General features: G+C 46.3%; 23 protein-coding genes and 1 tRNA gene. 5 read left to right on the top strand and 19 right to left on the bottom strand.

The genetic code is table 11. The features are described 5' to 3' along the window. Position 1 precedes the first annotated feature (1 nt). Complete coding sequence (locus AS006_RS05155) at positions 2–1,753, top strand: penicillin-binding transpeptidase domain-containing protein (RefSeq protein WP_101513269.1); 1,752 nt, start codon at positions 2–4, stop codon at positions 1,751–1,753. Here AS006_RS05155 and trxB read toward each other — a convergent pair. The 7 genes from trxB to rplI are packed head-to-tail and all read right to left on the bottom strand — an operon-like array spanning position 1,744 to position 6,534. Then, a complete protein-coding gene (trxB, locus tag AS006_RS05150; protein ID WP_101513268.1) occupies positions 1,744–2,697 on the bottom strand; it encodes a thioredoxin-disulfide reductase in 954 nt (317 codons plus the stop codon). The two genes, AS006_RS05155 and trxB, sit on opposite strands and share 10 nt — an antisense overlap. 6 nt (positions 2,698–2,703) lie before the next feature. Then, positions 2,704–3,369 (bottom strand): thioredoxin family protein, encoded by a 666-nt coding sequence (locus tag AS006_RS05145; protein ID WP_101513267.1) that lies wholly within the window; start codon positions 3,367–3,369, stop codon positions 2,704–2,706. A 29-nt stretch (positions 3,370–3,398) separates the two neighbouring features. Beyond that, positions 3,399–3,878 (bottom strand): hypothetical protein, encoded by a 480-nt coding sequence (locus AS006_RS05140; protein WP_233185642.1) that lies wholly within the window; start codon positions 3,876–3,878, stop codon positions 3,399–3,401. After that, positions 3,878–4,798: an SPFH domain-containing protein gene (locus AS006_RS05135; RefSeq protein ID WP_101513265.1), complete on the bottom strand. Its 921-nt coding sequence runs from the start codon at positions 4,796–4,798 to the stop codon at positions 3,878–3,880. Before AS006_RS05135 ends, AS006_RS05140 begins: the two co-directional genes overlap by 1 nt. A gap of 13 nt (positions 4,799–4,811) precedes the next feature. Continuing rightward, entirely contained in the window at positions 4,812–5,234 is a 423-nt protein-coding gene (locus tag AS006_RS05130) for an NfeD family protein (protein WP_101513264.1), read from the bottom strand. An 11-nt stretch (positions 5,235–5,245) separates the two neighbouring features. Continuing rightward, positions 5,246–6,088 carry a ribonuclease Z gene (rnz, locus tag AS006_RS05125; RefSeq protein WP_101513263.1) on the bottom strand — a complete coding sequence of 281 codons (843 nt, stop codon included), beginning with the start codon at positions 6,086–6,088 and terminating at the stop codon, positions 5,246–5,248. Next, positions 6,085–6,534, bottom strand: coding sequence for a 50S ribosomal protein L9 (gene rplI / locus AS006_RS05120; protein WP_101513262.1), 450 nt, complete (start codon positions 6,532–6,534; stop codon positions 6,085–6,087). Before rplI ends, rnz begins: the two co-directional genes overlap by 4 nt. An 81-nt stretch (positions 6,535–6,615) precedes the next feature. On the opposite strand from rplI, the gene AS006_RS05115 reads away from it, so the two are divergent. Continuing rightward, entirely contained in the window at positions 6,616–7,680 is a 1,065-nt protein-coding gene (locus AS006_RS05115; protein ID WP_101513261.1) for a glucose-1-phosphate thymidylyltransferase, read from the top strand. Between the two features lie 19 nt (positions 7,681–7,699). Here AS006_RS05115 and secF read toward each other — a convergent pair whose 3' ends face one another. From secF to AS006_RS05060, 11 genes are all read right to left on the bottom strand, one after another. Further along, on the bottom strand, positions 7,700–8,578 hold the full coding sequence (gene secF / locus AS006_RS05110; protein ID WP_101513260.1) for a protein translocase subunit SecF: 879 nt from the start codon (positions 8,576–8,578) through the stop codon (positions 7,700–7,702). Continuing rightward, on the bottom strand, positions 8,575–9,972 hold the full coding sequence (secD, locus tag AS006_RS05105; RefSeq protein ID WP_101513259.1) for a protein translocase subunit SecD: 1,398 nt from the start codon (positions 9,970–9,972) through the stop codon (positions 8,575–8,577). Before secD ends, secF begins: the two co-directional genes overlap by 4 nt. A 3-nt stretch (positions 9,973–9,975) precedes the next feature. Beyond that, positions 9,976–10,317, bottom strand: coding sequence for a preprotein translocase subunit YajC (gene yajC / locus AS006_RS05100; RefSeq protein WP_041437806.1), 342 nt, complete (start codon positions 10,315–10,317; stop codon positions 9,976–9,978). Continuing rightward, positions 10,310–10,813: an ECF transporter S component gene (locus tag AS006_RS05095; protein WP_101513258.1), complete on the bottom strand. Its 504-nt coding sequence runs from the start codon at positions 10,811–10,813 to the stop codon at positions 10,310–10,312. Before AS006_RS05095 ends, yajC begins: the two co-directional genes overlap by 8 nt. After that, positions 10,810–11,700: a riboflavin biosynthesis protein RibF gene (ribF, locus tag AS006_RS05090; RefSeq protein WP_101513257.1), complete on the bottom strand. Its 891-nt coding sequence runs from the start codon at positions 11,698–11,700 to the stop codon at positions 10,810–10,812. The genes AS006_RS05095 and ribF overlap by 4 nt, the downstream gene beginning before the upstream one ends. 4 nt (positions 11,701–11,704) lie before the next feature. After that, the gene (gene truB, locus AS006_RS05085) at positions 11,705–12,634 is read right to left on the bottom strand and encodes a tRNA pseudouridine(55) synthase TruB (protein WP_101513256.1); all 930 of its coding nucleotides are present in this window, start codon (positions 12,632–12,634) and stop codon (positions 11,705–11,707) included. After that, a complete protein-coding gene (rbfA, locus tag AS006_RS05080; protein WP_101513255.1) occupies positions 12,631–13,020 on the bottom strand; it encodes a 30S ribosome-binding factor RbfA in 390 nt (129 codons plus the stop codon). Before rbfA ends, truB begins: the two co-directional genes overlap by 4 nt. A gap of 12 nt (positions 13,021–13,032) precedes the next feature. Further along, positions 13,033–13,896, bottom strand: a complete 864-nt coding sequence (locus tag AS006_RS05075) for an HDOD domain-containing protein (RefSeq protein WP_233185641.1) — start codon at positions 13,894–13,896, stop codon at positions 13,033–13,035. Further along, the gene (locus tag AS006_RS05070; protein WP_101513254.1) at positions 13,868–15,325 is read right to left on the bottom strand and encodes a cell wall metabolism sensor histidine kinase WalK; all 1,458 of its coding nucleotides are present in this window, start codon (positions 15,323–15,325) and stop codon (positions 13,868–13,870) included. Before AS006_RS05070 ends, AS006_RS05075 begins: the two co-directional genes overlap by 29 nt. A 9-nt stretch (positions 15,326–15,334) precedes the next feature. Continuing rightward, on the bottom strand, positions 15,335–16,342 hold the full coding sequence (locus AS006_RS05065) for an L-threonylcarbamoyladenylate synthase (RefSeq protein WP_101513253.1): 1,008 nt from the start codon (positions 16,340–16,342) through the stop codon (positions 15,335–15,337). 48 nt (positions 16,343–16,390) lie between these two features. Further along, positions 16,391–16,477 (bottom strand) — tRNA-Leu (locus tag AS006_RS05060). 125 nt (positions 16,478–16,602) lie between these two features. Here AS006_RS05060 and hrcA point away from each other — a divergent pair. The 3 genes from hrcA to dnaJ are packed head-to-tail and all read left to right on the top strand — an operon-like array spanning position 16,603 to position 19,252. Beyond that, positions 16,603–17,622 carry a heat-inducible transcriptional repressor HrcA gene (gene hrcA, locus AS006_RS05055; RefSeq protein ID WP_101513252.1) on the top strand — a complete coding sequence of 340 codons (1,020 nt, stop codon included), beginning with the start codon at positions 16,603–16,605 and terminating at the stop codon, positions 17,620–17,622. A gap of 4 nt (positions 17,623–17,626) precedes the next feature. After that, positions 17,627–18,133, top strand: a complete 507-nt coding sequence (locus AS006_RS05050; protein WP_101513251.1) for a nucleotide exchange factor GrpE — start codon at positions 17,627–17,629, stop codon at positions 18,131–18,133. Between the two features lie 6 nt (positions 18,134–18,139). Next, positions 18,140–19,252 carry a molecular chaperone DnaJ gene (gene dnaJ / locus AS006_RS05045; RefSeq protein ID WP_101513250.1) on the top strand — a complete coding sequence of 371 codons (1,113 nt, stop codon included), beginning with the start codon at positions 18,140–18,142 and terminating at the stop codon, positions 19,250–19,252. On the opposite strand, the gene yqeH is transcribed toward dnaJ, so the two are convergent. Next, positions 19,249–20,340: a ribosome biogenesis GTPase YqeH gene (yqeH, locus tag AS006_RS05040; protein WP_101513249.1), complete on the bottom strand. Its 1,092-nt coding sequence runs from the start codon at positions 20,338–20,340 to the stop codon at positions 19,249–19,251. The genes dnaJ and yqeH overlap by 4 nt on opposite strands. Between the last annotated feature and the right edge of the window lies 1 nt (position 20,341).

Here is a 20,341-nt window from a genome sequence, read left to right as displayed (position 1 = left end):
GATGGAGAAAAGGTTGGCTCTGCTTCTGGCAGTGTTCATGTTATTTCTGGCGGTCTCGTTCATAAACCTTTTCTTCTTTCCCCCTGTAGGACAGAAGTCCCACTGGTATGTTTCAATCCCTCCAAAGCGCGGTAGTATTCTGGACGCAAGGGGAAGAAAGATCGCTTACGATTCTCCGGTTTATGTTGCCTATCTGGATGTCGATTTTTTCAAAAGGCGGAATGGTAACAAGAGTGCTCTTGAGAGGACTCTGAAGGCCTGTGGTATCGAAAAAGATCCAGAGGAGATCCTGAAGTACAGATTCTACAGACTAACAGAAGCAGAAGATAAGGAAAGTGTTCTGAAAAGACTCGACCCAGATATCTTACCCTTTGTCAGCTTGGAAGTGGAGTACAGAAGAAAAAGGTTTCAAGATTACAGCGTAGGTGTGCTGACAGGTGCGGTTCTGAACGGTCAAGGAAGAGGCGGTGTTGAAGGTTTCTTCGACGATGTCCTAAAAGGGAAAAGAAAGGGAGCTCTGGAGTTTCTATACAGAGGCGCAAGGCTTTCTCCTGTTCTTACCGACTACATCCTACCAGAGGATGGTCAGGATGTTCATTTGTCCATCGACCTGGATCTTCAAAGACATGTCTATAGAATTATTTCCGACGCTGTGAAAGAGTTTTCCGCAGAAGCAGGACATGCCATTGTCATGGAATCAAAAACGGGAAAGATCCTTTCAATGGTGACCACAAGGAGTTGGAACGATCTGATCGGTGGTTATATAGAGCCCGGTTCCACCATAAAACCCGTGGTTTACGCTATTGCACTCGAAACAAGGTCTGCTTCACCGTCTTTTTCCATAGAATGTCAAGGAGAGATAAAGCCTGTTGAAGAACTGAACATCATCATAAGAGACATAGAAAAACACGGAAAGGTTGACTTTCTCACTGGAATCGTGAAATCCTGTAACGTTATGAGTGTGAGGGTAGGAGATCTGATCGTAAAACACATAGGAGTTGAAGGATTCTATGAATGGTTGAAAAGAGCAGGTTTTGGAGAAAAGACAGGAGTGGAAATGGAAGGAGAAATCGATGGAATACTGAGAAATCCAAAAGAGTGGTCACTCATAGATCCGGCGGAGATCTCCATAGGCCAAGGAATCGGTGTTACACCCATTCAACTTGTGGCTTCCCTCAACGTGTTTGCCAACGGAGGATACTGGATAAAACCGTCCATTTTGAAGGAAAGTCCTGTTGAGAAGAGGAAGGTCTTTTCTGAAACAACAGCAGAGACGATCAAGAAAGCCATGATAGAAGTCGTTGAAGAGGGTACGGGAAGGTTTGCACAAATCAGGGGATTGGAGATCGCTGGCAAAACGGGAACAGCTCAAAAGGCCGTTGGGGGAAAGTACCAGGATCTCTATCACTCTCTCTTTGTGGGTTTCTTCCCTGCGGACGATCCCAAATACATGATAATGGTGCATCTGGACAGTCCTTCTGGAGCGTTCTACGGAGGTGACGTTGCTGCTCCTGTATTCAGAAAGATAGTGGAACTTCTAATAGAAAAAAAGGAGAAAAAAATAACCCTCATAAGAGGTTTGATGCCCAATCTGGTGGGCCTACCGGTGAGAGACGCCCTCCTTGTGTTGGAAGAACTCGGTGTCAAGGATGTGGAACTGAAAGGCAAAGGGTGGATGGTATCCGATCAGACACCTCCACCCAATCATCCCCTGGAAGGAAAGGTTGTTTTGATCCTGGGTGATCAGAAGTAATGCTTTGCAGCGTGCTCTACCGCTATGGCTCCGTCTGCGACTGCTGTAACAATCTGCCTGAGGTTCTTCTTCCTCACATCTCCAACAGCGTAAAGACCTTTGATACTTGTCTCCATGTTTTCGTCCGTTATAACGTAGCCATAAGGATCCAACTCAACGAGTCCTTCGAGCAATTTGGAATTGGGATCCAGTCCTATGAATATGAACACTCCTTCGGTTTTCAGCACCTTCGTTTCACCGGTCTTCACGTTCTCTATGACGACCTCTTCAACCTTGTCTTTTCCCCGTATCTCCTTCACCGTGGAATTGTAGATCACCTCTATCTTCGGATTGTTCAACACCCTTTCCTGGAGAACCTTCGCCGCGGTGAGGGTTTCCAGAAGCTGGACCATCGTGATCTTGTTTACGATGTTGGAGAGAAAGATCGATTCATCGCACGCACTGTCTCCTCCTCCAACAACCACGATGTCCTTTCCTGCAAACAGGTATCCGTCACACGTTGCACAGTAAGAGACTCCCCTTCCGAAAAACTCCTTTTCTCCGGGAACGTTCAGTCTCTTTGGATTGGCACCCGTTGCAACGATCACCACAGGAGCTTCTATTTTCTTACCATCATCAAGTTCGACCACTTTTTTATTTTCTTGAACTTCAAGTTTTACAACTTCTGCGTTGTAGATGTCTGCACCAAAGCTTTCCGCGTGTTCTTTAAACTTCGAGGCGAGTTCCTCACCCGATATTTTTGGAAAGCCCGGATAGTTCTCAACCAGGTGAGTGAGATTTACATACCCACCTTCGATCGCCTTTTCAACAACAAGAACAGACAATCCCGCTCTTCTTGCATATATGGCAGAAGCAAGACCTGCTGGCCCTGCACCGACGACCACTATGTCGTATCTATCTTTGATCTCTTTTTTCTTCACAGAACCAGTGTCGAAGAAAACCACATTTCATCACCCCTTCGCAAGCCTCAAAACCTCGTTTATGAATTCCTTCTCAGGGTAGGCTCCTACGAAGAATTTTGAAGGATCCCTGTTCACCACGATGTGCGGAACGGAGGAGACACCGAATTTCTCACTCAATTCCCAGTATTCGTTCGCCTCGATCATCTCTCCAATGATCTTGTCGCTTGCCATAGCCATGTTGTGGGCCATCAGAACCGCCCTTGGACAGTAAGGACACGTCGGGGTGACGAACACGCTTATCCTTATCGGTTCTTCAAGACTTTGGAGTTTCTGTATGCTTTCTTCGGAAAGTTGTGGCTTTCCCTTTGAAACTGTGATGATATCCTGTATGAGTGTGCCAAATTCGTGGCCTGAAGGAACACCGTAGAACCTTATGCCGTAGTCCTTTCCCTCTTCAGAGAGCAAAACTGTGGCAGGAACCATTTCCACCTGGTACTTCTCGGTCACCTCTTTTTCGGTGTCAAAATCGTGAACTTCGAGTTCAATCCTTGGATCGATGGAAACCAGTTCGTTGAGCACCTGTTCTGTGATTTCACAGTACTGACAGCGTGCTTTGTCGTCGGTCTTGAAGAGCAGCACCTTCACTTTTTTCTCCAGTTCTTTGTTGAAAAGATCCTTGAGATACGCCACGTCCTTTTCAGACAGAATTCCCATTTTTTCACCTCCATTATTATTCTACCAAATTAGTCGAGTTTATTTATTCCGTTCAGTAAACTGATTGTTACACCAAGGAACAATATTGCCGGAACTATCAGAGAGCTCTTCAGATCAACGTTGGAGAAGACAGCGTACAATCCTAAAAATTTCAGGGCGGGTTTTACGAAAGATCTGAACAGTCTCTTTCTGATCTGGTACAAACTGAATTCCCTGTCGTTGTATTCAAAGGCCAGAAACATGATGCGGTACTGTTTGTCTATGCCCATTAAGAAACGAGCAGATTCTCCAAGAAAAAAGAGTACAGCAAGTCCGGAAACCAACAGTCGAAAGATCACAGGGTTGAAAACCCAGGAAAACAAAAAGATGAGTCCTAGAACAGTGAACTCGTTGAAAATCCTGAAGGCACTCAAATCCAGTTTTTCCCTCTCTTTGAGGTAAAAGTAAGAAAAAAGTATGGAAGTGGCAAACCCCACTCCACAGAACAGAAGTCCCTCAAAAAACCACATCATTTCTCATCCCTTTTGTCCTCGTTCTTTTCTTTGAAGATCTCCGAGATGACCCCTAGACTTGCGAGTATGGAACTTGCTTCGAACGGAAGGAAGATCTTTGTCGCCTGACCGTTTGCCATCTCTTTGAGTGTCTCCAGATACCTGACAGTGAGAAGATCTTTTGTTGGTTTACCTTCGTGTATAGCACCAAAGACAAGTTTTATTGCCTCGGCCTGTCCACGTGCTTCGAGCATGAGTTTTTGCATGTTTGCCTCAGCAACTCGCTTTATTGCTTCGGCTTCTCCTTCTGCTCTTAGTATTGCTGCGTTCTTTTCACCCTCTGCCCTCAAGATCTGGGCCTGTTTGTAACCTTCAGCTTCCAGTATGGCTGCCCTCTTCGTTCTTTCAGCTTTCATCTGCTTACTCATGGCATCTGTGATGTCCTGAGGAGGATCTATCTTTTTGATCTCAACCCGGGTGATCCTTACACCCCACTTGTCTGTTGCTTCATCGAGAACCGTTCTGAGCTTCATGTTTATCCTTTCTCTCGAAGTGAGCGTCTGATCGAGTTCTAGCTCTCCTATCACGTTTCTGAGATTGGTCTGAGCAAGCTTTATGGTGGCCATTTCGAAGTTACTCACGTTGTATACCACCTTGTAAGCATCCGTGATTTCGTAGTAGATGACCGCATCGACGGTTACAACCACGTTGTCCCTTGTTATCACTTCCTGTGGTGGAACATCGATCACTTTCTCTCTCATATCGACTTTTATCATACGTTCGAAGAACGGAATGATGAAGTGTATTCCTGATCCTACTTCCCTCTTGAACTTTCCAAGCCTTTCTACCAGACCTCGCTCGTAAGGCCTCACTATCCTCAAAGAACTGGCAGCAACTATCACAAGAAACAGAACGACAACAACAAGGGCTATCAGCATATCCCTCACCTCCTCAAACTTTTTTCACAACGACGTGGGCTCCTTCTACTTTCAGGATCTTCACGTGTTCACCCTTTTCAATGATTTCCTCATCGTCCTCCGCAAATGCCCTCCACACGTCCCCGTCGATCTTCACAAGGCCGGTTCCCTCTTTGTTGTTTATCGTTTCGATAACGAGAGCCACCTTCCCAACGATCTCTTCAACGTGGATTTTCCTTGGAGATTCCCAGCTCTGAACCAGTTTCCTTGTTAAAAGAACCAAGACGATTGAAACAACGGCAAAGACGATTATTTGAATGTAAACACCCAAGTACAAAGATACCAACGAAGCCGCAAGTGATCCCACACCGAACCAGAAAATGAAAAAGGTGGGTGTGAAGATCTCCGCTACCATGAGTATTACACCAAGAATAAGCCAGAACATCCATGCTTCCATAGTATCCCCCCTCACATCTCGAACACCCTCCTCGGATCCATGTAGGTGATCTCCACGTCAGGCAACATCTCCCTGTACTTTTTTATGACGCTCTTAATGCTCCTTATGTAGCGTGTTGAAATGTGGTAAAGAATCACCCTTTTCACACCCGCTTTCTTCACTGTTTCCATGACTTCATCGATCGATGCGTGATTCTTGTACCTTCGATCACGAGGATCGAGAAAGGTGCACTCGTGGATCAGAAGCTCTGTTCCCTCCACCTCTTCTGGATCGAGTGCCAGAGAATCACCGCTGATGGTGAGGATTTTTTTGTGATACTCATCAGTTACGAAATCCCGACCTTTTTCCTTCACCAGTTTGGCGATCACCTTGCTGTCCAGATTCTGAAATTCTTCCTTCAGTTTTCTTCTAACCTCGAAAATGTGATATCCGAAACTCACTTCAGATGCCACGTGCTTTGTCCTGAAAGGCTGAACGTAACGTTTGAAACCACCCGCATCTCTAAGAAACACCTTTTCCCCTTCTTCCAGAGGATGAACGTTGAAGGAAAATCGAAGTTCTGGGTTCGCCTTTTTTATGAAATTAGTGTACTCCTCAACCGCTCTGTTTCCTTTTGGGTAAAAAACATCGAGCGGCTTTTCCCTATCACCCATTCCGTTGTTTCTTATGTTCACAATACCCCACAATCCCGCTATGTGATCCACATGGCCATGTGTAAGAAAAACATATTTGAAGGCATAAACCTTACTTCCAAGAGCGGTGGAAACTCCCTCTCCTGCATCAAAGAGAATTCGCTCGGGAGAGTAATAAATCCAAGTGGAAAACAGAGCCTTTGAAAACCCTATTATGTTCATTCTTCTCTTTCCACCCTGATATCTATAGTGTCTCTAACACCACCTGGCAGGACTACCTCCACCGAGTACTTTCCGATTTCTTTTATGGGTTTGTCCAGCTTGAACCATCTCTTGTCGAGGTTCAAACCGGTGAGTTTTGAAATCTCTTCTGCCAGGGTTGCTGCTGTAACGGCTCCGAAGATTTTCCCGGCTTCACCCGCTTTGACTTTTATGATATGTGTTCTCTTTTTGAGTTCTTTCAGGATTTTCTCACTTTCCTCTCTTTCACGCTCTTTCTTTTTCCTTTCCATCTCCTTTTCATGTTCTATCGCCCTTTCGAGCCCCTTGGTGTACTCTCTGGCAAGACCACGGGGAATGAGATAGTTCCTCGCGTACCCATCGGAAACTTCCTTGATTTCGCCCTTTTTCCCAATTTTTGGAACATCTTTTAGGAGTATCACTTTCAAGCTCGTTCACCTCCCAATAGTTTTTCCTTACTTATTCTATCATGGTCGATTGATATAATTTTTGAGAAAGGAGGTGTGATAGTGAAAAAAGCGATTGTGCTCTGTGCAGGAAAGGGTACCAGACTAAGGCCTCTAACATTCACTACCGCAAAACATCTCATACCGATTGCAAACAAGCCCATTCTTTTCTACAGTTTGGAAAACATCGCACGAGCCGGAATCGAAGAAGTGGGAATCGTCGTAAATCCTTACAACGCAGAAGAATTCAGAAACGTTGTAGGAGACAATCCCTTCGGCCTGAAAATCACTTACATTATTCAGGAAGAGCCCAAAGGTCTTGCTCACGCCGTCTTGGTTTCCAGAGACTTCCTCGGTGATGAGAGCTTCATGATGTACCTTGGAGACAACCTCATCCTCGAAGATCTCAGAAAGTTCGTGGAAGATTTCGAAAAGTCAGACTACGCTGCTTCCATCTTGCTCTCACCGGTCAAAGATCCAACCCGCTTCGGTGTGGCTGTGATGGAAGGGGATAGGGTTATAAAGGTCGTTGAAAAACCAAAGATTCCTCCTAGCAATCTTGCCATCGTGGGATTGTACCTTTTCAGAAACAGAATATTCGAGGGCGTAGAGAACATAAAACCCTCCTGGAGAGGTGAACTTGAGATAACCGACGCTATAGAATATCTCATAGAGAAAGGGGAAAAGGTAAAAGGTTACATCATCTATGGCTGGTGGAAAGATACAGGGAAACCCAATGATCTGCTGGAAGCCAACAGGAAAATCCTCATGGGAATAAACGAGGAGATTCTCGGTGAAGTGGACGATAAAACCACCATTCAGGGAGCTGTTATGATTGGAAAGTCCTCCAGAATTGTCAACTCACTGATCAGAGGACCCGTGGTTATAGGCGAAAATTGCCTTATAAAGGACACTTACGTGGGGCCTTACACATCCATTGGAAACAACGTGGTCCTAGAAAACTGCGAGATTGAAAACAGTATAGTGATGGACAGTTGTTCTATAGTGGGTATAGAAAAGAGGATAGACTCCTCCATTCTGGGAAAGGGTGTCTCTGTAAGAAGCTCTGCTAGGAAACCTGCTAGTTTGAGCCTCATCCTGGGAGACATGAGCAGAGTGGAATTTTAAAGAGGGGCCTTCGCCCCTCTCATTTTGACCATTTCACGATGATGGGAGAAACTATGTAGAGTGAAGAGTAGGTTCCCACCACCGTCCCTATCGTCATTCCAAAGGCAAAAGGTTTCACAGCATTTCCCGCAAACAGTAGTAAGACAAAAACTACAAAGAACGTTGTGAGAGAGGTATTGATCGTTCTGGCAAGAACCTGATTTATACTCATGTTCACGATGTTGAGCATGTTCCTTCCGCGGTATCTTTTCATATTTTCTCTGATCCTGTCCGAAAGTACGATGGAGTCGTTCAACGAATAGCCAAGAAGTGTCAGAAAGGCCGCAACGGCAGCAACGTTGATTTCGTATCCGAAGAGTGAGAAAAAGCCCATTGTGATGAGAACATCATGAACGAGAGCAACGATCGCTGCCACACCGAACACGAACCTGAACCGTATGGTGATGTAGATGAGGAGGACTACCAGCGCCACCAGAATAGCTGTCCATGTGCCCCTTCTTATCTCTTCTGCTGCTGTTCCGCTGATTTCGTTGAAGGAAACAACCTTCCCCGGAAGAAGACTTTCAAGTTCTCTTTGAATCCTCTCCTTTTCATCTGGTTCGTAGGTTTTGGGAACGACTATTGAATACTTCAGAACGTTCGCGGGATCCCCCGCGGACCGCACTTGAACGATCCTGGCCGTTGCGAATTCATCGGAGATTCGAGAGATCTCGTTTCTTATATCAGACTCTGTGATCTCCACGTTCTCAAAACGCACGATGATTTCGGAGCCACCTGTGAACTCTACTCCGAAGTTGAAGCCTTTCGTGAATATCGAAACAAGAGAAATCACGATCAGTATCAGTGAAACCGTTATAAAGATCTTCGATTTCCCCATGAAATCGATCTCTCTTCTCATTGTTTGCTCCCTCCCTGAGCTTCCTCAACCCGGGGCGGTTTTATGAGAGGAGCAAGGCTGTCGAGGAGAAGTCTGCTGAACACAAGATTCACGAATATACTACCAAGAACACCGATTATCAATGTGATGGCAAATCCTTTTACGGTTCCTGTTCCGAAATAGTAGAGTATGAGTCCAGTGAGTATGGTTGTGATGTTTGCATCCAGAATCGTTGAAAGCGATCTGTCGAAACCTGCCGCTATGGATGTCTTAACGGGTTTTCCTAACCGCATTTCTTCTTTTATTCTTTCGTATATGATCACGTTTCCGTCCACCGTTGTTCCGATAGTGAGGATGATACCCGCTATACCGGGAAGGGTGAGTATGAACTTGCCAGCTGCCATCACACCAAGTAGAAGTATCGTGTTGTAGATGAGGGCAAGATCCGCTACAATTCCCATCGTCCTGTAGTAAACCAGCATGTACAAAAGGACAAGGATAAGTCCCACTATTCCTGCTTTCAGAGAAGCATCGATCACGTCACGACCAAGAAGAGGCGCCACCCACCCAGAGGAGGTCTTTACAAGTCTCGCAGGTAAAGCACCACTTCTCAAAATGGCGGCAAGTTGTTTTGCTTCTTCAAGAGAGAAGTTTCCAGTTATTTCAGCTTTTCCATCTGGTATGATGGCAACAACCTGACCTGCAAACTGCACAACATTGTCCAAAACGATCGCAAGTCTTTTTTTTGGATCGTAGGTGCCTTCGGGAACGTAAAGGGCCTGGGTGATCTTTTTGAATTTGTCCACGTATTCTTTGGCAAGTTCAAAGGAAACTTTGTAACCGTATCTTCCCGCTCTTGTTTCCACCTCTGGCCTGGCGTAAACGATCCGTGGTGCTTCAAGAACCAGGTCCTTTCTTCCCATTATCTCTTTTTTCACAAGATACCATTTCCCGTTCCTCCCTCTGAGCCACGCTGCTTTTTCTCTCTTAGCTTCTAGAGAAAGTTCTGGTACCTCGTATGGATCTTCACCGTCGTACTCATCCAAAACCTGGGCAAAGTAAAGCACACCCGTTGACCCTATAAGCTTTTCCGCTTGGACGGTATCGGTTGCTCCAGGTATTTCCACAACTATGTAGGATTTGTTCTCGCGAAATACTTTCTTCACGGAGGCTTCAGTGTACCCAGCCGCATCGAGCCTGTTTCTCAAAACCGTCCACACGTCATCAACCACATCAGAAGGGGTCTCCGTTCCTTCTTCCACCTCGACGAGATACTCTATCCTCGCACCACCTTTTATATCCAGTCCGAGGCGAATGTTGGACGTCCACCCTCCCTTGCTGGGCCAGAAGAGGGCCAATAGAGCGCCGACCAGTACGATCAGCACTACCACAAGCCTTACCCTGTCTCCCCTCATCGATTATCCCTCCTGATTCTTCTCCTTTATGACGGTTGATATAGCTCTTTTTGTGATTTCAAGTTCTGTGGCGTTGGCAGTTTTGATCTTTACGGTGTCTTTCTTGATATCGATGACCTTTCCAACGATACCACCTATTGTGACAACCGTGTCTCCCCGTTTCAACTGACTCAGCATCTGCTGAAACTGCTTTTCTCTTCTTCTCTGAGGAAGGATGATCAGAAAGTAGAAGATCGCTATGAAGAAGATCAGCATGAAGAGGAGACTTCCCCAGCCACTGCTTGCCGGGGCCGTGGCACTACCGTTTGAAGCACCTGGAGCTGCTGCGTAGATGATCTCAGGCATTCTCCTTTCCTCCCTTCTCAAGTATCAATTGAAGCCTTCTATAGACGAGTGGAACAAGAACAAATTGAAGAACAATACCGGGAATCCCCGTGGTGAAGCTCAATAGAATCGAAGTGAGCGGCTGAAGTTTTATTCCAATGAGTGCTCCTAGAGCGTAGTAAGACACCGAGTAAACCAGTCTGCCAAGAAGAACCGCAACGGCGAGTCTGAGGAATATATTTTTCTTCTCCATCATTCCCAGAATGAAGCCGTACACGAAGACTTCAGGAATCATGAACAGAAACATTGGAAAGGGCGGCATACCCATGGTCAGAAAAGACAGAACCGGAAGAATCCCTCCAACAATCCCTCCAACAAAAGCCCCGGAGACCGCTCCAGCGAGCATGGCAACAAGATGAATCGGCAGGAACATCCTGCCAAGGTTCACCAGATGCAGAAGGTAGGCAAGAGCAACTCCAACGGCCAGCCACATGGCTGTGTAGGTCAACTTCCTCATTCACCATCACCTCTTCTGGATAACTTCGAATTGATTATATCATCCATCAACCGTTTTGCATTCTCGATGTCCTGAGCGATCGTATCTTTCAACTCTTCAATTGAGTTGAACTTCTTTTCTGGCCTTATGAACTTCAGAACTTCCACCTTCAGGTGGGCACCGTACAGATCTCCTTCGAAATCCAGTATGTAGACCTCGTATTTCACGTGCGTAGAATCGCCCACGGTAGGTCTGAATCCCACGTTCATGACACCGAATTTCTCTTCCTGATTCGGCAAATGCACCTTCACAAAATATACTCCGTTTTTCAAATTCACGAGTTTTTCTCTTCCCCTGTCGATGTTGGCCGTTGGAAACCCCAACTTTCTTCCGAACTGTCTGTCTCTGTAGACAATCCCTGATATCTCATAGTGCCTGCCAAGATAGGGTGGTATCTCCTCCACCCTTCCTTCCTGGACGAGTTTTCTGATCAGAGAACTGCTCACTTTCTTTCCGTTGACGATCGTGTCGGGCACTTCGTACACTTCCAGTCCGTTTTTTCTCAAAAAAGAAATATCTCCCTCGGCGTTCTTTCCGAATCTGAAATCTCTTCCAACGACCACCCCAGAGACATCTGGCAAATACTTTTCGACAAATTCTTTCGGTGACAGATCTTTGATCTGAAAAAAATCCAGTACGACCACTTCCGAAAATTTTGAAAGAATCGCCACCCTCTCTTCTACAGGCAACAAAAGACCTAGAAAATCGGGTGAGAGATATTCGGGGGGATGGGATATGGTGAACACAAGAGCAGGCATTTTCTTTGAAGAGGCCACTTCCCTGAGTTTCTCAAGAACCTTGCGATGCCCAACGTGAACTCCGTCGAAAACACCGATGCTGACAATCATTTTTTCACCTCGTGTTGAAAACCTTTTTCAATTTCAAAACTCGTTCGTTCCTGCCCTGTCTTTTCAATGTACGAAGAAAAGAAGCGTTTCTCTCTGCCTCCGCGAGCGCAAGAAGATTTCCCTCTTCATCGAAGACTCTCACCGTGTCTTCCTTCCTGAACTCATCCCATTCCTTCAGCATCTCCAGAAACACCTGGGATCCGTTGAGGATCCTTTCAGAAAAATCCTGAAAGATCACCACGCGTGGGAGCCACTCCAGGCACCTTTCCATCGGGATCACTCTGTTTTCTATCTCCTCCGGCGATGCTTCGAAGACGTTGAGACTTTCTTCGAGGGTGTGCGGCCCCACACTCTCTCTCACAAGCTCTACGACGGTCGCCCCACAACCAAGTTTGTATCCGATGTCCATGCAGAGAGACCTCACATAAGTTCCGGGCGAGACCTCCACCCTGAAAGAGACGGTTTTTCCATCTATCACCACATCCCAGATTCTGAAGATCTTCACCCTTCTTGGAGGAAGTCTTATGATTTTACCCTCTCTTGCCAGTTTGTAGAGTCTCTCGCCCCTGTATTTCTTCGCAGAATAAGCGGGTGGTACTTGATCGTACTCTCCAACGAAAGAAAAGATGGCCTCTTTTATTTCCTCCTCCGTGACGTTGCACTCTCTTTCTTCGACGACTTCTCCCGTTATGTCGAAGGTCTCTGTAATCAGCCCGAGCCTCATCTTCACCCAGTAGACCTTGTTCAGGTTCTTGTAGAACTCAAGAAGACGCGTTCCCTGGTTCACCCCTAGAATGAGCACACCGCAGGCGAAGGGATCCAGGGTTCCACCGTGTCCCACCTTCCGTGTTTTCAGCTTCTTTCGTACTTCATCCACCACATCGTGTGAGGTTGGACCCTTCGGCTTGTAGGCTACGAGGACTCCGTGTTTCATTCCTTGTTTTCACCTTCCTCTTCTTCGTGTTTAAACGGATCGAAGCCCAGTTGATTCAGCAACTGATGTACCCTGACGCTCGCTTCTATTCCTTTGTCTTCGTAGAAGCGAATCTCCGGAGCAACGTAGAGTTTCAGATTCTTTGCCACATAGGTTCTGAAGAAACCCTTTGCCCTGTTCAATATTTCCACCGCTTCCTTTCGCTCCTGAGGACTTCCCAGAAAACTTACGTAAACGTCAGCGTATTTCTTGTCCTTTGAAAGTTCGACGCGAGAAAAGGTCACAAATTCTTTCTTCAAACGTGGATCTCTCAGCTGTCGAAGCGCCTCGGCCAGAAGTTTCTGTATCTCCGATTCCAACATCGCCTTTCTATAGAGAGGATGCATTCTTTTCACCTCCTAATCCAGACTCAGAAACTCCTTTGCCTTCTCGTATTTTTCCCTGGATCTCTCAAGAACTCTTAAAACAAGACGTGGCTTCAATCTGAGTGTGTTCAGAGCAAAATGAGAAAGAACAGGATCTCCCCACGAAAGAGACGCACCTTTCATCATGAGGTTCGCCAGGACATCCCCAACATGGACCATCGACACCTGATTGATGAACAGTTCGTTGGGGTTTGCATCAACTCGATGATGATAGTCTGCTGTGAAAACAAGAAGATCCGGAAAATTCCAGTTTTTCAGAAGCTTTGCCCCAACTTCGGTGTGAGGGGGCACCTCCAGTTCCTCTTCCACTTCGATCAGGTTCTTCTTTAACTTCTGAGCGATTCTTACCTCCATCTCCAGAACGTCAGAGAGAAGAAAGTCGTAAACCACTTTTCCTATGTCGTGGAGTAGTCCCGCTATGAATATCTCTTCCTTCAGCGGGTAACCGACTGTCTCTGCAATGGTTTCTGAGGCAACGGCCGTTGCAATAAAGTGCGCCCAGAGTTTTTCTCTGTCGATGCTAGAGGATCTGTTCTTGAAGATCATATCGTAGGTGAAAACGCTCAAAGCAAGGTTCCTGACAGTCTTGAATCCCAGTATCATGACTGCTTCACTCAGGGTTGTTATTTTCCGGGGAATCCCGTAATAAGCAGAATTTGCAAGTTTCAAGACCCTGGCACTGAGACTTGCATCCATCATGAGGGTGTTGGCAACTTCCGAGGAAGAAGCAACCGGATTTGAACACACGGCCACTATCCTTTGAACGACGATGTTGGGAGATGGTAACTTGTCGATACCCTCGAGTATCTTATCGATTATCTTCAGTGCCATGATCATGCGGGATCCACACGAAAAACCTGGATCCCTTCCCCTCCTCACTCTCAACCCAGATTCTTCCGCCGTGGAGTTCCACGATCTCTTTTGTAATGGCAAGTCCCAGACCCGTTCCAGAAACTTCGTAAGTCAAGGAAGAGTCGACTCTGTAGAACTGTTCGAAGATCTTTTCTCTGGCGTGTTCCGGTATCCCTATACCGTTGTCTTCCACAACAATGAGAATACCATCTTCGTTTTTGTCCAGAACCACCTTCACATATTTTTCTGGTTCATCCTTTTTCGAGTACTTCACACCGTTACTCAGAAGGTTCAAAAGAACCTGTTTCATCCTCGTTGGATCGACTTCCACCTCGAAGCATGGAACCTTCTTTTCCAGAAAGACTTTTACACCCTGAGAAGCTGCGAATTCTTTGATGGCACTGACGGCGCTTTCCACCAGTTCGCAGATGTTGATTTTTTCCTTTTTTATTTGCAGTGCTTTTCTTTCGAGTTTGGAGAAATCGAGAAGTTCGTCGAGAAGACTTTCAAGGTGATTGCTCTGATCGAGTACAACTTCCAGAAATTCTTTCAGGGTATCCGCGTCGAGTTCCTCCAAGCTGTTGTACATGGTCTCCGTGTAGGCTTTTATAGCAGTCAGAGGGGTTCTGAGCTCATGGGATATGTTCGCAACGAACTCTGTTTTCATCCTGTCTATGCGTTTTAGCCTTTCTAGTTCCTTCGATGCCGTGATGTTTTCTACGATCGTCAGGGCCTGTGTCTCACCGTTGTAGAGCAGAGGAATGGAGGTGATAGAAAAGAACTCGTCCTCAGATTCGACTTCCCCAGTTCTCTGAACTCCAAGCGAAATTGCCTCTTCTGAAATCTCCATCGCTTTCTTCATAACATCTTCTGGGAAACTTTCCCTTGCGAACCTTTCGTTCTGAAAACGTATTTCTCCGTTTGAATAAACGAAGATACCCTCCGGAAGGTTGTTGAGGATAGTGTTCACGTAGTCGTACGTTTCTTCAAGTTCTCTGTAGAGCCTGACGTTTTCCAGTACGATGGAAGAAAGAACCGAAAAAATTCTGAAGATCTCTGTCTCTTCCATCGAAGGTTGGTGATCCATGAAGACGATCAGACTCCCGAAGGACCTTCCGAGTTTGACCAGAGGAATGATTCCGACGTATCTTCCTGCCTCTTCCACAAAAGCTGGAGATGCCTGTTTTGTAGCCCATTCTATGAACTCCTCGAATCTTGAAACATCGAGTTCTCTTCCCAGCACAACCCGCTTGTTTTCGTCGATCAGAACCAGATCGTTCACATCAACGACCTTCTTCACAAGGTTCAACAGGCTAAGAAGGACATCCCTCTCTTCCTTTACGTTGGAAAACTCCATTATCAATATAGAAAGAAGCAAAAGCAACTTATCGGTTCGTTCCTGGGTTTTGTCCATCTAGATCTTTCACCTCACGATCCTGGAGGCGGCCTTCCTCAATCGGTTCATCACCGCAAAGAGTATGCCTCTTTCCTCCAGTCCCTCAACAATTATATACTCTTTTTCTCTCTTTTCCGCTTCTCTGAGTGCTGCAAAGAGGTTCTGCGCTATGCTGTAGGGATTTTTCAAAGAACCTACGACGATTCTGTCTCCGTACAGGGCCTTCCTCTCTTCGACACATATCACAACGTGATCGGGAAACTCTTTCAAAACGTTCTTCATCTTCTCGAGGTTTTCTACGAGTATCAACGGCTTTGAGGGAGCGTAGTGACGGTATTTCATGCCCGGTGCCAGAGGTTTTCCTCTGAACTCCCCTTTTTTCACGAAATCCGGTACAACAAGATTGGGGAAGAACTCTTTCAGTCTTTCAACCTCTACAGGGCCCGGCCTCAAAAGGACAGGCTTTTCTTTTGAAAGATCTATTATGGTGGATTCCAGGCCAAGCGGTGTGTTCCCTGCGTCCAGTATCAGGCTCACCCGTCCCATGAAGTCCTCCACAACGTGATCCACGTTCGTCGCGCTGGGTCTTCCAGACAGGTTCGCACTCGGGGCAGCAATGGGATCTCCCAGCATTTCTATCAGTTTCATGGCCACCGGGTGAGCCGGCATTCTCACAGCCACCGTGGGAAGTCCCGCAGTGACCACATTAGAAATTCTCCAGGACTTCTTCGGAAGTATGACCGTTAAAGGACCAGGCCAGAATCTCTCCAGAAACTTTCTGAAAGGTTCGTACCCATCTGCCACCTCTTCGAGTTGGGAAAATGAACATATGTGGACTATCAGAGGGTTGTCTGCGGGTCTTCCCTTGATTTCGAATATCTTCCTGCACGCTTTCTCGTTGTAAGCATCCGCCCCTATTCCGTAGACCGTTTCTGTCGGAAAGACAACAACCTCCCCTTTTTTCAGAAGATCGGCGGCCTCTTTCAGGGCTCTTTCATTGGGAAAGAGAGGATTCACCTTCACGACCCTGGTCATCGATCAACCTCCTTCATTAAAAACAAATGGGGCTCCTAGAGCCCCTCCTGGTGCCGAGGGCGGGACTTGAACCCGCACGGGGTTATCCCCCAGCTGATTTTGAGTCAGCCGCGTCTGCCATTCCGCCACCTCGGCTCCCGTATAATATGGTAGCAATTTTCCATTCGTAAATCAAGTCCTTTTGTTTTCTCTTCTGACCTTGAATTCTTTCAAGATGTATGCTAAACTATTATTAGCACTCAAAAGAAAGGAGTGCTAAAATGAGAAGGCTCCAAAACAAGGGTGAACACCAAAGAAACCTGAACGACCGCCAAAGAAAGGTACTTTACTGCATTGTGAAAGAGTACATAGAGAACAAAAAACCCGTCAGCTCACAGAGGGTTCTCGAAGTGAGCAATATAAATTTTAGCAGTGCCACCATAAGAAACGATATGAAGAAACTGGAATACCTTGGTTACATATACCAACCTCATACCTCGGCTGGCCGGGTTCCAACGGACAAGGGACTCAGATTCTACTACGAAGAAATGGTAAAGATCTCCAAAGAAACCGAAGAACTGAACCTGGAGGTGGATACCTTCAGGTTAATTCCGCTTGCAGATCCAGAAAAAATCCTGCTTCTGGCTGGCAATCTTCTTGCCCGGCTGGCCGAAGGGTACGTTCTCATAGAAAGACCAAATCCCAGAGATTTGAAAATACTCAGGGTGATCCTCACACCGATATCCGAGGATTACCTTATTTTCTCAATACTGACAGAATTCGGTATTTCTAAGATCACTCCCATTAGAATCCATGACGATTTGAATTGGGAGGAAATAGAAAGACAGCTGAACTTCCTTTTGAGGGGAAGAACAGTTGAAGACGTGCTAACAGGAAAGGTAGAAACTCTCAGAGGAAGCGGTATTCTCAAACTCATAGAATCCGTGATGAACGAAAAACTGGAAAGGTACATAGACGTTGGCTTTGAAAATCTCCTGAAGGACGATACTCTCTCTCTGGAAGATATAAAGCACCTTCTGGAAGAGTTAAAGGACCATCGTTTTCTAGAGAGTCTCATAGAAAACGACAAAGACATTACGGTGAAGATCGGAAAAGAGATCGGAAGGAAAAAACTGGAGAGATTTGCCGTTTTCTCTGGTAGATACTACAAAGGTTCATCGCCTATTGGAAGCGTCCATCTTTTCACCTCAAAGATCACCAGGTACGACAGAAACCACAGGGTTTTCAACTACGTACTCAACAGACTTTCGGAGTACTTCACATCGGCTGCCAGGAGGTGATAGAATGTCTGAAAAAGAAAAGAAGGATCTCTCTCAGGAATGTGAGGAATTGAAAGAAAAATACAGGGAACTCGAAGAATACGCCAAAAGACTCAAGGCCGAATACGAAAATTACCGTGAGGAAGTCGCCCGGGAAAAGAGAGAACTCATAAAGAACGCAAACGAATACCTCATCTCAAAACTGATTCCCATACTCGATGACTTCGAAAGAGCGTTGAATCAGAAGGATCATGAGAAATCCTTCTACGATGGTGTGAAGTTGATATACAAAAAGCTTCTGAATACACTGGAAAAGGAAGGCCTCTCTAAGATCCAGGTGGGAGAAACTTTTGATCCGTTCGAACATGAGGCAGTTGAGAGAGTTGAAACGGACGATGTGGAGGAATACACTATCCTCGAAGTACTGGAAAGTGGTTACAAATTCCACGGGAAGGTATTGAAGCCAGCGAAGGTGAAAGTGGCCGTGAAACCGAGAAAGAAAGATGAAGAACCTCCCGATAAAAAGGAGTGATTCTCCATGAAAAGAGAAAAAAAGGATTATTACGAGATCCTCGGTGTTCCGAGGAACGCCACGCAGGAGGAGATAAGAAAAGCGTACAAAAAGCTGGTAAAAGAGTGGCATCCAGATAGACATCCAGAAAACAGAAAAGAAGCCGAGCAGCGCTTCAAAGAGATTCAGGAAGCCTACGAGGTCCTCAGCGATCCTCAGAAGAGGGCCATGTACGATCGTTTTGGATACGTCGGGGAACAACCCGTCTATCAAGAAGCAGAAACTGGTAGCAGCTTCTTCGAAGACGTTTTCAGAGAGTTCGAAAATATCTTCAACAGGGATATATTCGACGTGTTCTTCGGTGAGGAATCTGGACGAAGAGAGAGAAGAAAATACGCCCGCAGAGGAGAAGACATACGCTACACCATAGAAGTGAACCTTTCCGACCTGATCAACGGTACGGAGATTCCCATCGAATACGAAAGGTACGAAACGTGTTTAAGATGTGGAGGAACCGGTGTAGAGCCAGATTCAGGATACATCGGCTGTCCACGCTGTGGTGGAACGGGAAGGATCAGAGAAGAAAAAAGGTCGTTCTTTGGATATTTCGTCAGTGAAAGAACCTGTGACGAATGCGGCGGAACGGGAAGAGTCCCTCGAGAATTGTGTCATGAGTGCGGAGGAAGTGGAAGAGTTCTCAGAAGAGTGCGAAGAACGATAAAAATACCCCCAAACATCGAAGACGGCGGGCATTTGAGGATATCCGGTGGTGGTAACGCGGGTTATTACGGTGGTCCCTACGGTGATCTGATAATCACCGTTCGAGTGAAATCAGATAGCAAGTTCAGGAGATCTGGAAGAGATCTGATATACGACATCACGATAGATTACCTCCAGGCGATACTGGGAACAACCGTCGAGATTCCTCTCCCCGAAGGTGGTACAACCATGCTGAAGATACCACCTGGCACACAGCCCGAGACGGTATTCCGTCTGAAAGGGAAAGGACTGCCGGGTGAGTACGGTAGAAGGGGCGACCTCCTTGTGAATGTACATGTTGAAATTCCAAAGAACCTTTCTAGAGAAGAAAGAAAAATACTGGAGGATCTGGCAAAGAGAAGAGGCATTCCCGTTGCCTAGCGGTTGGGGTTCACCAGGGCTTCTCTTATAACGAGTTTTACATTTTCCGGGATGGTAACTTCGACCGTCAACGGTCCTCTTCTGACACTCATCCATCCCAGGCCCGCCACTGCCAGTTCTTCTCCTTTGTTCAGAATGAACTTCTCCTTTTTCCACGTGAAATCTTCGTACCTCGCTTTCGAACAGGGTGGTTTTAGAAGATCTCCCAGTCTGTTCCTCATCAACTCGTCTGCTCTTTCTCTCCTTGTCTCATGAAAGGTAACCTCTCTGGAGGAAAAGAGTAGGAATATGGGGCTTTTCTCCGTTTCGTAGTCTATGTCAAAGCGACACAATCCTCCCATGAAGATCGTTCTGTTCCTCTCTGGTTTGAAGGTTTTTCTGGAGAGTTCTTCCCTCGGCAGGATCGCCTTTTGACATTCCGGATCCAGAAGATCGAGGACTCTGTCTTTCGTCATGATACCGGGGGTGTCGTAAAGGTAGAGATTCTCACCTTTTACCTTCCTTCTCAGTATTCCAAGAGTCGTTCCTGGAAACGGACTGATGGTGTTCTCGTGAGTACATATCTTGTTTAAAAGGGAGGATTTCCCAACGTTCGTCACTCCTATCACCAGTGCCTTGTCGGTCAATCGTGCAAGCAGTTTCACTAGGGACTTCAGACCGTGGTTTTTCTCGGCACTCACTATTCTTATCTTTTCGGGATCTTTTGCTTTTATTCTCCTTTTCACCCATTCTTTCACTTCCCTGACAGTAACTGCCCTGGGAAGAAGGTCGAGCTTGTTGATCACATACACAACGTCCTTTCCTTTCAGCAGGTTCGCTATGTCTTCTCTGTACGTGCCCTCAAAGTCGAAGATGTCGATCACCCACAGAACCACCTCAAAACCACCGAGGTAGGATTTCAACTGATTCCTGAAATCCCAGTCGTACTCTATGGGTTCCAGTTTTCCATAGTGCTTTATACGAAAGCACCGTTGACACAGGATTTCTTTCCCTTCCTCCAGTCTTTTTTCAAAGGCTTCCCTTGGGATGTACCCTGGTTTTTTCGGATCCTCGAACTGTATGCTGGCACCACATCCTGGACACTTCATC

It is taken from the genome of Thermotoga sp. SG1 (assembly GCF_002865985.1).
Classification (GTDB): domain Bacteria; phylum Thermotogota; class Thermotogae; order Thermotogales; family Thermotogaceae; genus Thermotoga.
Note: the sequence above shows the minus strand (reverse complement) of the source record. Positions and strands in the feature narration are given on the sequence as shown.

Bases quoted from the DNA above. Each gene is read 5' to 3' on its own strand.
- yqeH (WP_101513249.1), bottom strand. From the start codon at position 20,340: ATGAAGTGTCCAGGATGTGGTGCCAGCATACAGTTCGAGGATCCGAAA.
- AS006_RS05095 (WP_101513258.1), bottom strand. From the start codon at position 10,813: ATGAGGAAGTTGACCTACACAGCCATGTGGCTGGCCGTTGGAGTTGCT.
- AS006_RS05075 (WP_233185641.1), bottom strand. From the start codon at position 13,896: ATGATCATGGCACTGAAGATAATCGATAAGATACTCGAGGGTATCGAC.
- dnaJ (WP_101513250.1), top strand. From the start codon at position 18,140: ATGAAAAGAGAAAAAAAGGATTATTACGAGATCCTCGGTGTTCCGAGG.
- secF (WP_101513260.1), bottom strand. From the start codon at position 8,578: ATGAGAAGAGAGATCGATTTCATGGGGAAATCGAAGATCTTTATAACG.
- AS006_RS05140 (WP_233185642.1), bottom strand. From the start codon at position 3,878: ATGTGGTTTTTTGAGGGACTTCTGTTCTGTGGAGTGGGGTTTGCCACT.
- AS006_RS05135 (WP_101513265.1), bottom strand. From the start codon at position 4,798: ATGCTGATAGCCCTTGTTGTTGTCGTTCTGTTTCTTGTGATAGTTGCT.
- AS006_RS05070 (WP_101513254.1), bottom strand. From the start codon at position 15,325: ATGGACAAAACCCAGGAACGAACCGATAAGTTGCTTTTGCTTCTTTCT.
- AS006_RS05050 (WP_101513251.1), top strand. From the start codon at position 17,627: ATGTCTGAAAAAGAAAAGAAGGATCTCTCTCAGGAATGTGAGGAATTG.
- ribF (WP_101513257.1), bottom strand. From the start codon at position 11,700: ATGATTGTCAGCATCGGTGTTTTCGACGGAGTTCACGTTGGGCATCGC.
- truB (WP_101513256.1), bottom strand. From the start codon at position 12,634: ATGAAACACGGAGTCCTCGTAGCCTACAAGCCGAAGGGTCCAACCTCA.
- AS006_RS05130 (WP_101513264.1), bottom strand. From the start codon at position 5,234: ATGGAAGCATGGATGTTCTGGCTTATTCTTGGTGTAATACTCATGGTA.
- AS006_RS05155 (WP_101513269.1), top strand. From the start codon at position 2: ATGGAGAAAAGGTTGGCTCTGCTTCTGGCAGTGTTCATGTTATTTCTG.
- rbfA (WP_101513255.1), bottom strand. From the start codon at position 13,020: ATGCATCCTCTCTATAGAAAGGCGATGTTGGAATCGGAGATACAGAAA.
- AS006_RS05065 (WP_101513253.1), bottom strand. From the start codon at position 16,342: ATGACCAGGGTCGTGAAGGTGAATCCTCTCTTTCCCAATGAAAGAGCC.
- secD (WP_101513259.1), bottom strand. From the start codon at position 9,972: ATGAGGGGAGACAGGGTAAGGCTTGTGGTAGTGCTGATCGTACTGGTC.
- yajC (WP_041437806.1), bottom strand. From the start codon at position 10,317: ATGCCTGAGATCATCTACGCAGCAGCTCCAGGTGCTTCAAACGGTAGT.
- rnz (WP_101513263.1), bottom strand. From the start codon at position 6,088: ATGAACATAATAGGGTTTTCAAAGGCTCTGTTTTCCACTTGGATTTAT.
- hrcA (WP_101513252.1), top strand. From the start codon at position 16,603: ATGAGAAGGCTCCAAAACAAGGGTGAACACCAAAGAAACCTGAACGAC.
- AS006_RS05145 (WP_101513267.1), bottom strand. From the start codon at position 3,369: ATGGGAATTCTGTCTGAAAAGGACGTGGCGTATCTCAAGGATCTTTTC.